This is a genomic window from uncultured Desulfovibrio sp. (assembly GCF_944327235.1).
In the GTDB taxonomy this organism is placed as follows: Bacteria; Desulfobacterota; Desulfovibrionia; order Desulfovibrionales; family Desulfovibrionaceae; genus Desulfovibrio.
Window position 1 is genome coordinate 37967 of sequence record NZ_CALVHE010000009.1, and the last position, 13234, is coordinate 51200.

Annotated in this window: 10 protein-coding genes; 2 read left to right on the forward strand and 8 right to left on the reverse strand. The window is 66.4% G+C overall.

Translation table 11 applies throughout. The annotated features are described in order from the left end of the window. Position 1 precedes the first annotated feature (1 nt). From Q0K00_RS02780 to Q0K00_RS02815, 8 genes are all read right to left on the reverse strand, one after another. A complete protein-coding gene (locus Q0K00_RS02780; RefSeq protein WP_297227198.1) occupies positions 2-850 on the reverse strand; it encodes a hemolysin family protein in 849 nt (282 codons plus the stop codon). 213 nt (positions 851-1063) lie between these two features. Further along, positions 1064-1984 (reverse strand): PilZ domain-containing protein, encoded by a 921-nt coding sequence (locus tag Q0K00_RS02785; RefSeq protein ID WP_297227200.1) that lies wholly within the window; start codon positions 1982-1984, stop codon positions 1064-1066. A 46-nt stretch (positions 1985-2030) separates the two neighbouring features. Beyond that, positions 2031-3929 carry a tRNA uridine-5-carboxymethylaminomethyl(34) synthesis enzyme MnmG gene (gene mnmG / locus Q0K00_RS02790; protein WP_297227201.1) on the reverse strand — a complete coding sequence of 633 codons (1899 nt, stop codon included), beginning with the start codon at positions 3927-3929 and terminating at the stop codon, positions 2031-2033. Then, a complete protein-coding gene (locus Q0K00_RS02795; protein ID WP_297227203.1) occupies positions 3910-5160 on the reverse strand; it encodes a M20 family metallo-hydrolase in 1251 nt (416 codons plus the stop codon). The genes mnmG and Q0K00_RS02795 overlap by 20 nt, the downstream gene beginning before the upstream one ends. Before the next feature lie 105 nt (positions 5161-5265). After that, entirely contained in the window at positions 5266-5529 is a 264-nt protein-coding gene (locus Q0K00_RS02800) for a PxxKW family cysteine-rich protein (protein ID WP_296304742.1), read from the reverse strand. Between the two features lie 111 nt (positions 5530-5640). After that, on the reverse strand, positions 5641-7272 hold the full coding sequence (gene murJ / locus Q0K00_RS02805) for a murein biosynthesis integral membrane protein MurJ (RefSeq protein ID WP_297227205.1): 1632 nt from the start codon (positions 7270-7272) through the stop codon (positions 5641-5643). Beyond that, positions 7272-9839 carry a ribonuclease R gene (gene rnr / locus Q0K00_RS02810; RefSeq protein WP_297227206.1) on the reverse strand — a complete coding sequence of 856 codons (2568 nt, stop codon included), beginning with the start codon at positions 9837-9839 and terminating at the stop codon, positions 7272-7274. The genes murJ and rnr overlap by 1 nt, the downstream gene beginning before the upstream one ends. Positions 9840-9984: 145 nt before the next feature. After that, complete coding sequence (locus tag Q0K00_RS02815; protein WP_297227207.1) at positions 9985-10647, reverse strand: Bax inhibitor-1/YccA family protein; 663 nt, start codon at positions 10645-10647, stop codon at positions 9985-9987. Positions 10648-10941: 294 nt separating this feature from the next. Between Q0K00_RS02815 and Q0K00_RS02820 the strand changes: the two genes are divergently transcribed. Further along, complete coding sequence (locus tag Q0K00_RS02820) at positions 10942-11493, forward strand: peptidylprolyl isomerase (RefSeq protein WP_297227214.1); 552 nt, start codon at positions 10942-10944, stop codon at positions 11491-11493. 135 nt (positions 11494-11628) lie between these two features. After that, complete coding sequence (locus tag Q0K00_RS02825; protein WP_297227208.1) at positions 11629-12558, forward strand: hypothetical protein; 930 nt, start codon at positions 11629-11631, stop codon at positions 12556-12558. Positions 12559-13234: the final 676 nt, after the last annotated feature.

Consider the following 13234-nt stretch of genomic DNA (forward strand, 5'->3'; position numbering starts at 1 on the left):
CTTATTCTTCATCCTGCGCGGGCGCGGCGTCGGGATCAGGCTCCATGCGCAGTCGCCGGATGAGCTTCTTGTCCGCATCCTGCACCGAGAAGAGCCAGCCGCTCAGGGCGAACCGTTCGCCGGGGCCGGGCACATGGCCGGCCTCCATGCTCAGGTAGCCGCCGATGGTGTCCACTTCGTCGGATTCGATGTCCACGCCCAGCTCCTGCAGATCCTCCAGCAGAGCGCGCCCTGTCAGTTCATAGACGCGGGGCTCGATCTCCCGGATGTCTTCCTGGCGGGGGGCGTCGTGCTCGTCCTCGATATCGCCCACGATCTCCTCGAGCAGGTCCTCGATGGTGATGAGACCGGACGTGCCGCCGTATTCGTCGAGCGCGATGGCGATGTGCTGCTTGCGGGCGCGAAATTCCTGCAGCAGGGCGCGGATGGGCTTGGTCTCCGGCACGAAGAAGGGATCGCGCATGATGGCGGAAAGATCCTGCGCGCCGTTCTCGGGCGAGAGCAGGCTGCTGAGGATATCCTTGGCGTGCAGGATGCCGACGATATTGTCGCGGGTCTCCCGAAAGACGGGGATGCGGGAATGCCCCGATGTGACGATGACGCGCGCCACTTCCGGCAGGGGCATGTCTTCCGGCACGCAGTCGATGTCCGTGCGCGGCGTCATGGTGTCCTGCACCTGCAGGTCGTTGAAGCGCAGGATGCCGAGCAGCATGGACTCTTCGTCCGGCTCCACTTCGCCGTCGGCACGGGCTTCCAGGATGGCCTTTTCGAGGGATTCCTCGTCGTCGCGTCCGAACAGGCGTCCTAGACGCGACCAGATGCTACTGTGACTCTCGGGACCACCGTCCACAATGACCTCCTTTGCTGAAAGGAACCAGGTTGTGTTAGCACAAATCCTACAAATGTTTTCGATCCGCAAGGGGAAGCATCCGGATGCTCCGCTTGTTTGGGGATGCGCCTCCGGCATGTCCCCTTTTCCTTCCCCCGGCAAAAAATCGCTGGGAAGGGAAAAACTCTCCCGCGCGGGTGAGGGATATCCCTTCCTCCCAAACGCCGCCAGGCTCTAGTGATGATGCCTGCTGTTCAGGCTCTCGACCCAGCGCAAGATGGGATCGACGCCCTTGAGCGGGGAGGCATGGAACCATTTGAGCGAACGTTCGCCGGGCTGCAACAGCGCCCAGTTGGTGAATTCCAGCCCCACCAGGAACGCCGGCGGCGTCTCCCGCAGACGGGTATTGTTGACCGAACAGGTGGCCCAGAAGGTTATGGGCTGCCCGTCCATTTCAAATACCAGCAGGCAGAATAACGGGGAACCTTTTTCGAGGTCAACGGGCGGGGCGGCGTCCTTGTTCTCCAGCGGGAAACCGATGGCCATGCCCGAGGCGGAGATGTCCGCCAGGAAGAGCGGCGGCGAGGCCGCGCCGCGCTTGGCCGCCAGGACGGGCGGGCCGACCTGTTCGAGGGTGAGGGGCATGGGCTGCTGCGGCGTGATGGTCCAGAGGCTCAGCAGACGGATGCTGTCCTGAGGCGGCGCCACGCGGGAGAAGGTACGCTTGTGGCCGATCTCCATGCTGACGGGGAAACTCATCTCCACCGCCTGGAAAGGTTCATCGGGGATGACCTTGCGGATCTCACAGCAGAATTTGAAATATTGCTGCCCCGACTGATCTTTCGCGCGGAACAGCAGATAGGCGGGCGCGTTGGTCAGGGAGTGGGCGATGGGATCCAGCATACGGAAGGTCAGCTTGTCCTTTTCCAGATTCTCCAGCTGCCCGCGATAGCTGCGGTAGCCCACCTCCGGCGCGTCCGGCTCTATCTCGAATATCTCACGCGCGAGCAGCGCCTCGTCCAGGATGCTGTGGATGATCTTGTTGAAATGCTTCTTGGAATAGCGGGTATGCGCGTGTTTCTGCCAGAAATAGCCGATGATGAACAGGATCAGCCCCGCAATCAGGCTCAGCGAGATGATCAGCAGCGGTGACATGCGTTTCTCCGAACGTTGATGACATGCAGCGGTGCAGGTCGTGGGTTCAGCGGGGAGCTGCCTGCGGGGGGGTACGCAGCAGGCCCAGCTTGTGCAGGTGGATCTCCAGACAACTGACGGCCGCGGGAGTGACGCCGGAAATACGCCCGGCCTGTCCCAGATTGCGCGGCCGTACGCGTTGCAGCTTTTCTTCCACCTCACGAGAGAGGCCGACGACGGTACTATACTCCATATTTTCCGGCAAGGGAACAGATTCCAGGAGCCTTGCCCTGGCGACCAGCTCACGCTGGCGTTCCAGATAGCCCGCGTACTTGATGTCCACCTGCACGCTGAACGCGGCGTCCGCTCCTTCAGCCAGCAGGGCGGCAAGACCGGGATGCCATGCGCCCAGCTGATCGAGTTCCAGTTCGGGGCGACGCAGGGCCTCGGCCAGCGTGCGTCCGTGCAGGCTCGCGTCCGGCAGGGAGGAGGGCAGGCGTTCCGTCTCCAGCAGGCGGCGCAGCCGTTCGGCCCCTTCCCGCTTGCGCTGGAAAAGCTCCCAGTGGGCATCGTCCACAAGGCCCAGTTCCCGGCCCAGCGGCGTCAGGCGGGCATCAGCATTGTCCTCCCGCAGGAGCAGGCGGTGCTCCGCGCGGGAGGTGAACATGCGGTACGGCTCTTCCGTGCCCAGCGTGACCAGATCGTCCACCAGCACGGCCATGTAGGACGAGGCGCGATCCGGCAGGAAGGGCGGCAGACCGCGCAGGCGGCAGGAGATGTTGAGCGCCGCCCAGAGCCCTTGCGCGGCCGCTTCCTCATAGCCGGAAGTGCCGTTGATCTGGCCTGCCAGCCAGAGACCGGGCACGGGCTTGCTCTCCAGCGTGGGCGTGAGCTGGATGGGATTGGCGTAATCGTACTCGATGGCGTAGCCGGGCCGGACCATGACGGCCTTTTCCAGACCGGGGATGGCCGCCAGCATGGCCTGCTGCACGTCCAGCGGCAGGCTGGTGGAGATGCCGTTGGCATAGACTTCGGCGCTGTCGAGCCCTTCCGGCTCCAGAAAGATCTGATGGCGCTCGCGGTCGGGGAAGCGGGCCACCTTGTCCTCCACCGAAGGACAGTAGCGTGCGCCGGTGCCTTCGATGACGCCCGTGAACAGGGGCGAGCGGTCGAAACCGCTGCGGATGGCCGCATGAGCGGCTTCATTGGTCCAGGTGATATGGCAGCTCACCTGCGGCAGCACCGGGCCAGGCCCGCGAAAGCTGAAACGCGGCGGCGGCGTGTCGCCCCGCTGCTCTTCCAGCCGCGTGTAGTCGATGGACGAACGCAGGAGGCGCGGGCAGGTGCCGGTCTTGAGGCGGCCCAGCCGGAAGCCCAGCCGCCGCAGGGCGTCGGAAAGCCCGTGGGCCGGCGCGTCGCCCAGCCGTCCGCCGGGCAGGTGGGTCAATCCCACATGGATGCGGCCCTCCAGAAAGGTCCCCGTGGTGAGCAGGACGTGCGGCGCGTAAAAGCGCTGGCCCAGCGCGGTGAGCACACCGCGGACGCTGCCGTCGTCCGTGAGGAGGTCCACCACCTCATCCTGCCAGATGCGCAGCTCCGGCAAGGCATACAGACTGGTGCGCACAGCCTTCATGTAGGCCTGCCGGTCCATCTGGGCGCGCGTGGCCCGCACGGCCGGGCCCTTGCTCATGTTGAGCGTGCGGAACTGGATGCCCGCCGCATCGGCCCAGAGGCCCATCATGCCGCCGAGGGCGTCGATCTCGCGCACCATGTGGCCCTTGGCCAGGCCTCCGATGGCCGGATTACAGGACAGATGCCCCAGACGGTCCACGTTGCCGGTCACGAGCAGGGTGGGATGTCCCAGCCGGGCCAGCGCGGCGGCGGCTTCGCAACCGGCATGGCCGCCGCCGACCACGATGGCCGCAAAGGTGTTCCTGGCGGAGGGATCAGCAACGGCAGAGCACATGGGCAAAGACCTTGGCGTCGCTGATGGTGGCGGCGATGGAGGAATGTTCGTCAGGCTGGTGGCAGGTCCCGAGCAGGCGGCTCCAGACCACGGCGGGCAAGCCCCGACGACGCAGCAGCGCCGCCACGGTGGCCCCGCCGATGCCCACGGGCCGGGCCTCCACGCCGTAGACGGCGGCGACGGCATCGGCCAGCGCGCCGACCACGGGGCTGTCCTGCGGGGTGACGCTGGCCGCCTGATGGTGGTGGATGTCCACGGTGATCTCGACCCCGTAGCGGCGGGCCACGTCCGCCGTGCGCTTCCGTGCCGCCTCCAGCACGCTTTCGGGCGTCACGTCGGGCAGCAGGCGGCAGTCCACATAAAAGCAGTCGTCGCCCGGCAGGATGTTGATGCTGTCGGCCCCTCCCTCATGCCGCGTGGGCACAAAGGTGGAGCAAGGCGGCTGGAACAGCGCATCCGTCCGGGGGAAGTCCTCCGCCAGCCCGGCACAGGCCAGCACGGCGGCGGCCCCGGCCACGAAGGCATTGCTTCCGCACTGCGGCTGCGAGGCATGGCACTGGCGGCCGGCGGTACGCACGCGCAGCCAGAGCACATGCTTTTCGGCCACCTCCACCTCCGAGCCGTCCGGCGAGCCCGAATCCGGCACGATGTAGCGATCTTCCGGCTGGAACAGCTCCCCGGCCTGTTCGAGGACGTACTGCAGGCCCTTGACGTTGCCGCACTCCTCGTCGGCCATGAAGACCAGACCGAGGCCCAGCGGGGGACGGTCCGCACCGTCAGTCAGCGCCGCGCGGAGGGCGGCGGCCAGCAGCAGCATACTCACAAGGCCCTGCTGGTTGTCCTCCACGCCGCGCCCGTAGAGCAGGTCGCCTTCCCGGCGCACGGTCCACGGATCGCTCGTCCAGGACTCGCGCGGTCCGGCGGGGACCACGTCGGTATGGGCGAAGAGCCAGAGGGTCCGCTCTTCCCTGCCGGGCAAATAGGCGATGAGATTGGGACGCTCGCCGCAGGACACGCGGGCATCCGGCGCATTGCACCAGCGCAGCGTGAAGGGGGACCCCGGTCCGCCGAGCAGGTCAGCGATCTGGCGGGCCTTGGGCATTTCGCCGTCGCCGCCGTTCTCCGGGCCGAGCGCCCGGAAGGCCGTGAGACGGCGTTGCAGGTTTTCCACGGTATCGCCCTGCGCGCTCAGATGGCGCAGCAGCGCGTCAAGCAGCGGTTGTGCGGACATGGCGGACTCCGAAAGCATCCTGCAGGATGAAAAAAAGGAGGCCCGACGAGCCTCCTTGAGAAATAGGGACGCCCCACGGGAGGGACGACACGGAAAACGTGCGGTCTAGCGGCCCTTGGCGGCACGCTTGGACGCCTTGAGGGGGTTGACCTTGGCGGCGGCGGCCACCTGCACCTTCACGTGCGTGGCAAAATTGCAGCGCCCGCCCGCCCACTTGCGTTCGGGATTGGGGTAGCTGGAGCAGAAGTTCTGGCCTTCGAACTCCCGCACGCGATCGCAGCCTTCGCACTTTTCCACCACGGGGAGAACGGTGATGCCGTTCACAGCCACACCATCAGCCGTTTTGACGGCATTCTGCAGAGCAGTCATACTTTGTACCTCCATAGCGCCGCGGCGCTGGTAATTCTTCGGAATGGGCAACTATAGTAAAAATCCCTGTCCTGTCAAGGAGAATTCCGCGAGGACCTCCGCGCGGTCGACTCAGGCGGCGTGAGGTCCCGCTCCCTTGCGCCGCTGCAGCCGCCGCAGGACGGGGGCGAGCACCTCCGGGGCCAGCCGCCGGGAAAGCGCGGCAAAGAGCAGACAGAACAGGCCGCTGCTCACGGCCAGCAGCAGGAGCGCGTCGATGAGAGGCGGGAGAGGGCCGCCCAGCCGTGCGGCACACCAGGCGCCCCAGGGCAGGGACTGCGCCCAGGCCGCCGCCGCGCCCGCGGGCAGGCTGCAGAGCAGCACCCGCAGGGCGAGGCCCCCCAGTCCGGCAAAGGCGCCGCCGCCCTTGCGCCGCCACCAGATGACCATGAGCCAGAGCACATAGGCGCTGACGCTGCCGCTGGAGACGAGGCTGATGGCCCAGGCCCCGTGCGGCACGGCCCAGAAATAATAGCAGGGCAGGGCCAGCACGGTCATGACGGTGCCCGTGACGGCGGGCGTGATGGTGTCGCCGCCCGCATAGAAGGCCCGCACCAGCACCATGTAGATGATCCACAACGGCGTGGCGGCCAGCATGATCTGCAAAAGCGGCGTGCAGGCCAGCGTCTCCGCCGCGCCGAAGCGTCCGCCCTGAAAGATGACGGTGAGCACCGGCCGGGCCGCCAGCCCCAGCCAGACGGCGGCCGGGATGATCAGGCCGACGCTGGCCCGCAGGGCCGTGGAAAGGGTGCTGTCGAAGCGTTCCCGCTCGCCGCTGGTGACCAGCGCCACCAGGAAGGGATAGGACGCCACGGCGGCGGCCTGTCCCATGAGCCCCACCGGCACTTGCGTGATGCGGCGGGCATAGTTGAGCAGGCTGACGTTGCCGTCGGGGAGCATGGTGCCGAACAGACGCAGGAACTGTTCGTCCATGAGGATGATGGTCTGGCCCAGCATGAGCGGCAGGGCCGTCAGCAGGAAACGCCGGAACAGCGGATGCGACAGCCGCCATTCCAGATGCAGGCCCTGGGCGCGCGCCACCCGCCAGGGCAGCCAGAAAGCTCCCACGGCCGCCCCAACGGTCACGCCCACGCAGTAGCCGCTCATGCCGCCGAGCTCCCACTCCGACGGCAGGGCCAGGGCCTGCGCGCACCACGGCAGGCAGAGGCCGCCGAGGATGATGCTGCCGTTATAGATGAGCGGCGTCAGGGCCGGGACGCGGAACTGTCGCCGCAGGAAGAGCAGGGCCGTCATGCAGGCCCCGCAGAGAAAGAATACCTGCGCGGGCAGGATGATGCGCATGAAGAAGGCCAGCCGGGCGATCTGCGCCGCGTCGAAGCCGGGCGCGGTCAGTCGGGCCAGCGGACCGGCGCACAGTATGCCCGCGCCCGTCGCCAGCAGCGAGGCGAGGAGCATCCAGCAGAAAACGCAGGAAAAGAAGCGCCAGGCGTCCGCCTCGTCCTCGGCAAAGCGCCGGGAAAGCAGGGGGAGCATGGTGATGGACATGATCCCCCCGGCCAGCAGGCTGTTGATGATGTCCGGCACCATGAAGGCGGCAAAGTACATGTCCGCCTCGCTGCCCGCGCCGAACTGCCAGGAGATGATCTTGTCGCGCACAAGCCCCATGAGGCGGGAAAGGATGGTGCTTGCGGCCAGCAGCAGGGCCGCCGCGCCCATGCGCTGACTGCCGGAGAGCAGGCCCATCAGCCTCTCCTCCCGCGTTTTTGCCGTCGTTCCTGTCGTTGGGAAGGCTGGCGTCCGAGCCTGTGCGGGGCGGCAGCCTTCGCGCCCGGGCCGCGTCCCTGTCGGGAAAAAGACCGCCGCGGCGGGCGCTGCCTGTCGGGACGGCCGCGCGCGGCAAGCTTGCCGTCAGCCGGGACGAGGCGGATCTCCAGCCGTCCGGCGTGCACGTCGGCAAGCCGGACCGCCACAGGCTGTCCCAGCGCCCAGATGGCGTCGCTGCGCTGTCCGATCAGGGCGTGGCGGCGTTCATCCAGCGCAAACCAGTCGTTGCCCAGATCCTCGACCCGGATCATGCCCTCCACCGGCATGGCCTCCAGTTCCACGAACACGCCGAACTCGGTCACACCGGAGACCACGCCGTCGAAACGCTGTCCGATGCTGTCGCGCAGGGCGATGCAGGCCAGCCGCCGGGCCATCTCCCGCTCGCACTCCATGGCTTCGCGTTCCCGGCGGTTGAGCTGATCCGCCACCCGCAGCAGTTTTTGTCCGCCGGGCACGCTGCCCGTGCCGCAGCCCAGCTTCTGCCGGAGCGCCCGGTGCACCAGCAGGTCCGCATAACGGCGGATAGGTGAGGTGAAGTGACAGTAGGCCGGAGAGGCCAGACCGAAATGCCCCTCGTTCCACGGCTGATAGCGGGCTTGCGGCATGGCCCGCAGGCAGAGGCGGTTGACGAGGAATTCCTGCTCCGTCTCCCGCACTCCGGCCAGGATGCCCTGCAGGGAGGCCGCATCCGGGCGCGGCGGCAACAACTCCGGCGCGATGGCCTTCAGGGAATCGAAAAGCGCTTCCAGCCGTTCCGCCTCCGGGCGGGGGTGGACCCGGTACAGGAAGGGGACCGCCTCCTGCGCCGTCGAGCCGCCGAGGAAGCGCGCCACGGCCTCATTGGCCGCCAACATGCACTCCTCGATGAGTCTGTGCGCGGTCAGACGTTCGCGCCGTCCGATGCCCGCCAGACGGCCGTCCGGCGTCAGGTCGTAACGCGCCTCGGGGAGGTCGAAATCCAGACTGCCGCGCGAGGTGCGCGCGGTATGCAGGGCCTCATACAGCCGGAAGGCCTCCTCCAGCATGGCGAAGATCTCCCGGCCGCGCGGCAGGGCCGTCAGGCTGGCGCGGGCGTCGGGGTCGCGGCGCACGAGGGCGGCTTCCGTCGCTTCGTAGGTGAGGCGGGCCGCCGAACGCATGACCGCCGGAAAAAAGCGGGCATCCACGGTCAGCCCTCGCTGGTCGATGCGCAGTTCCGCCGTCAGGCAAAGGCGGTCCGTATCGGGATTGAGACTGCACAGACCGTTGCTCAGGGCCGGAGGCAGCATGGGTTCCACCGAGGCCGGGAAGTACCAGGAATTGCCGCGCGCCAGAGCTTCCGTGTCCAGCGCCGTACGCGGACGGACATAATGGCTCACGTCGGCTATGGCCACCCGCAGCAGCCAGCCGTCGGACAGGGCCTCCACGCCGATGGCGTCGTCGAAGTCGCGGGCGTCGGCCCCGTCGATGGTCACCAGCACCAGCTGGCGCAGATCCTCGCGTCCGGCCATATCCTCGGCCGAAGGCTCGGCAGGCAGGGCCCGCGCCTCGGCTTCGGCGCGGGGCGGGAAGGCCAGCGGTACCTGATGATTGAGTTTGACCAGGTTTTCCTGCACGCCCACACTGTCCTCATGACCGATGACCTCCAGCAGGCGCGCCTGCCAGAGATCGGAGGCCAGACGGCGTTCCGGTTCGAGCAGGACAAGGGAGCCGCGCGGGGGCGGAACGTCAAGGGCCGGGGGCATGTCCACGCTGAAGGCGACATCCAGACGGCTGTCCGCCGCCCGGCAGTGCAGGCGGCCGCCCACCCGGTCCAGCACATGGGCGGGCAACTGGCGGCAGCCGCGTTCCAGCACCTCCACGATGCGACCTTCCGGGCTGCGCCCTCGTACCTGCCGTCCTCGCGGGGCCAGCAGCACCCGCACCATGTCCGTATGCCAGGCCTCCCCGGCCTGCAGGGGATGGATGAATACATCCGGCCCCGTCACCTGCCCGCGCGCGTCAAGCGGCGTGACGAAACCGCCCGCCCCGCTGCGCAGGGCCATGTAGCGTCCGCGGATCTCCCGCAGGCTGTCCGCCCGCGACCAGAGACCGCCCCGCTGGCGCACGGCCTTGCCTTCCCGCGCAAGAAGGGCGAGGGCGGCTTCCAGCTCTTTACGGGCCCGACGCGGCAGGCCGAGCACGCGCAGCAGGCCGTCCAGCCGCATGGGACGCTGCTGGCGGGCAAGAGCGGTCATGATCCGTCGGGACAGGGCGTGATCGACGCTGTCGAAGCGGTCGTCGTCCACAGCGGGGTCGGACGGGGTCGTGGTATCGTCGGGGGCAATGTCCTCTGTCTCGCCGTCGCCCTTGTCGGCCAGATCGGCTGCGGAGGGCAGGAAGGCGGAGCCGTCCCCGTCGGGCGGCCAGGACAGACCGGCCTCCCGTTCTTCCGGGGCGGGGGCGGCCAGTCCGGCATCTGTTGCGGACTGGCGATCAGACGAGGCCGAGGCGCGGCGTATGCTCATGGCGGATATCCTGAGCGGTTCACCGCCGGGAGGGCGGCGCGACCGGAGCAAAAAAAGGGAAAAAGACGCATGACGGGGACAAGGTCGTTCCTTGCCCCCGCCAGATGGATACGTTTCGTGCGGCAGTCTGCCGTGCGGACCGTCGCTAGTCGCGGCTACCGCCGAAAAGGCGCAGCAGCATGAGGAAGAGGTTGATGAAGTCCAGGTAGAGCGTCAGCGCGCCGAGGATGGCTCCGCGGCGGATGACGCCGTTCTGGATGGCGGCGGAGTCGTTCAGCGGAGCGGCTTCACCGAACTGGCGCAGCTTCTGGGTGTCATAGGCCGTCAGGCCGGTAAAGACGATGACGCCCGCGCAGCTGATGACGAAGTCCAGCATGGAGCTGGCAAGGAAGATGTTCACGATGGCGGCGATGATGATGCCGATGAGCCCCATGAACATGAAGCTGCCCAGACCGGTCAGGTCCCGCTTGGTGACCGTGCCGTAAACGGACATGGCCAGGAACATGCCCGTGCAGGTCAGGAAGGCATTGGCGATGCTGCCTATGGGATAGACCAGGAAGACGCTGGACAGGGTCAGGCCATTGAGCAGGGCGTACAGCAGGAATACGCCCGTGGCCGTGCCTGCCGAGAATTTGTGGATGGCGGCGCTGAGCGCGATCACAAGGCCGATCTGCGCCACGATGAGCGCGATCATGATCAGGGAATTGCCCAGGATCGCCCAGGCGAGGGTGGGGCTGCTGGCCACGAGGAAGGCCGTGACGGCGGTGACGCCGAGGCCGATGGTCATCCAGCGATAAACATGACTCATGAAGATGCTGGATATGCTGGCACCGCTCCGAGCTTTGGAATACGCATTCACTTCCATTTGTGCCTCCGTTGGAGAAGGGAAACTCGCCTAAGCGAGAGGTTTTCATTCAGGATATAATATAAGAAGGATGGCCGCTTTGGCAAGCACCCTTTGGGGATGGCGCAAAAAAACTTCGGGCAGCGGCGGCACGCTCTTGCCAGTCCCGGATGATTGGGCTAAAAAGAGCGCAGAGATTTTTCACGAGGTGGCTCGATGTCCGTCATCAAACGCATTGTTTCGTCCGTCCTGCTCAGCATGTGCGCCTTCTGCCTGTTCAGCTCGCTGCCGGCTTCGGCGGCTGCCGAGGACCCTGTGGTGAAGCTGGAGACCAATTACGGGGACATCCTGCTGCGGCTGGATGCCCGCAAGGCTCCCATGACGGTTTCCAACTTTGTCCAGTACGTCAAGGCCGGGCACTATGACGGCACCATCTTCCACCGCGTCATCAAGGACTTCATGATCCAGGGCGGCGGCATGACCCCGGATCTCAAGGAAAAGCCCACGCGCGCCCCGGTGAAGAACGAGGCCTCCAACGGACTGCAGAACAAGAAGTATACCGTGGCCATGGCGCGCACCCGTGAACCGCATTCCGCCACGGCGCAGTTTTTCATCAATACCAAGGACAATGCCTTTCTGAACTACCGCAGCGCCACGCCCGAAGGCTGGGGCTACGCCGTGTTCGGCAAGGTCATCAAGGGGCAGAATGTGGTGGACAAGATCGCCGCTGTCCCTACCGGTTCCCGCGGATATCATGATGACGTGCCCAATGAGCCCGTCATCATCAAGCGGGCAACCGTTGTCGAATAGCCGCATACGGGCTTGCAGCCCTCCCCCCATCGGCACTGCCGATGCTGCGACCCGCGGACGAAGCCGGATCAAGGTCCGGCTTCGTTTCGTTTTGGGCCCCGGAAACGGAGGCTCCCACCCTTACCCCTCTGCATCATGCTGGAATTGACGCTCATCCTCAAATATGTCCTCCAGGCCACGGAACTCATGCCCCTCATCCTCCTGCTCACCTATCCGCTGGGCAGACGCGGCAACGGCCGCCTGGCCATCTGGGGCGTGCGACGGCTCACCCAGCTGAGCCTGCGCCTGTGCTGGTGCTCCGTCATCCTGCTGATCCTGCATTTTGTCCTGACGCTGTGGCTGATGGACGACATGTCCACCCTGCCGCGCTGGCAGTGGCAGCAGACCGCCGCCAGCCTGCTGGCCTGCGGCATGGCCGTGGTCTTTCTGGCCCTTGTGCAGAAGGCCAACGGTCGTCTGCCCGATTTCCCCCATCTGCGGCCTGATGCCGACTGCCTCTACGACGGGGCGGTCATCCGGCGTCCCATGCTGTTGACCGTCCTGGCACTGCTTTGCCTGTTCGGTCTCATCCTCATCCAGGGCGGCGTGCTGGCCCCGCCGCCCCAGGGCATGGCCCGCAATGATCTGTTCCGTCTGGTGCTGGGGGCGAGTCTGGGGACGGCCTTCTCCCACCTGACGGCGGCGGGGGGCGTGGCCCTGCTGGTGCTCTACGCCAATGCCCGTATCCCGTTGATGCTGTGCGGGAACTGGGAACGGGCGGTACGCTGGTGCGCTGTCTGGGCCGTGCTGGGCCTGCTGCCTACCTGCATCGACCGCTGGAGCGACATCCTCCTGCAGCCGCTGCTTTTCCTGCTCTCCGGGCGTCCCCTGGGCAGCCTGACGGAAGACCCCACGGCGTTGGCGACACTCAATACCGCTCCGGCCGTCGCCATGCTGACGCTGGCCGCCTGCCTCTGGGCCGTGCCGCTCTTCCGGCCGCGCCTCGCACGCCACCTCTGGCTGCTGCTCCTGCCGTGGCTCTGCCTGCTCCTGCAGCCGCATATACAGCGGGCCTTTGCCCTGTAAACGCCTGCCCACAACCTCAATGACTATTGGGGGGAAGGGGAACCCCTCGCTCTGCTGTCGATGCCCGTAAGGCTCCTTTGTCGCCTAACGGGCACGGCCCTCCGGGCCGCCTTTCGGTCGCCGCCTGCGCGGGAGGTGTTCCCCTTCCCCCCAAGCCCCCATCCCTTCCCCAGCGCGCTTTTACCGGGGGAAGAGTAGGGGCACGAGGCACCCCGCCCCAAAGGCAAGTGGAACATGTACAGCTTGTTTGTTTTATTTGTTGAAATTATTTGTAAAACTTGTGTTGCTACGCGCCTGACAGGCGCGGCCCTGCGGCCGCCATTCGGTCGCTCCCCTTCCCCCAAGCCCCCCATCCCATCCCCAAATGCGCTTCATGTATGAGGCCGTAAGTCCGGCGCAGCACGTAAGCCGTGGCTGCGGCTGCCTACCTGTCGTCGTAGCGTGAAAAAAGAGAGCCTTTTGCCGTGGAAAAAGGCAAAACGCGAGGCGGCGGCGTTCGCCTTTCCGCCTCATCACCGGCGGCCGCCTGCAATTTTTTTTCGTGTCGGTATATTGACGCCCTGCCGGAACGTCTTACCTTCTATCACAGAAACCCACAGTGGGGGATGGTTCTATGGCAGTAGAATACAAGGATTATTATAAGCTGCTCGGCGTGGAGCGCAGCGCCTCCGCCGAA

What these genes read in the sequence shown, in the direction of transcription:
- Q0K00_RS02785 (WP_297227200.1), bottom strand. Translation starts at nt 1,984, where the DNA reads ATGTCACCGCTGCTGATCATCTCGCTGAGCCTGATTGCGGGGCTGATC.
- mnmG (WP_297227201.1), bottom strand. Translation starts at nt 3,929, where the DNA reads ATGTGCTCTGCCGTTGCTGATCCCTCCGCCAGGAACACCTTTGCGGCC.
- Q0K00_RS02795 (WP_297227203.1), bottom strand. Translation starts at nt 5,160, where the DNA reads ATGTCCGCACAACCGCTGCTTGACGCGCTGCTGCGCCATCTGAGCGCG.
- Q0K00_RS02800 (WP_296304742.1), bottom strand. Translation starts at nt 5,529, where the DNA reads ATGACTGCTCTGCAGAATGCCGTCAAAACGGCTGATGGTGTGGCTGTG.
- murJ (WP_297227205.1), bottom strand. Translation starts at nt 7,272, where the DNA reads ATGGGCCTGCTCTCCGGCAGTCAGCGCATGGGCGCGGCGGCCCTGCTG.
- rnr (WP_297227206.1), bottom strand. Translation starts at nt 9,839, where the DNA reads ATGAGCATACGCCGCGCCTCGGCCTCGTCTGATCGCCAGTCCGCAACA.
- Q0K00_RS02815 (WP_297227207.1), bottom strand. Translation starts at nt 10,647, where the DNA reads ATGAGTCATGTTTATCGCTGGATGACCATCGGCCTCGGCGTCACCGCC.
- Q0K00_RS02820 (WP_297227214.1), top strand. Translation starts at nt 10,942, where the DNA reads ATGTGCGCCTTCTGCCTGTTCAGCTCGCTGCCGGCTTCGGCGGCTGCC.
- Q0K00_RS02825 (WP_297227208.1), top strand. Translation starts at nt 11,629, where the DNA reads ATGCTGGAATTGACGCTCATCCTCAAATATGTCCTCCAGGCCACGGAA.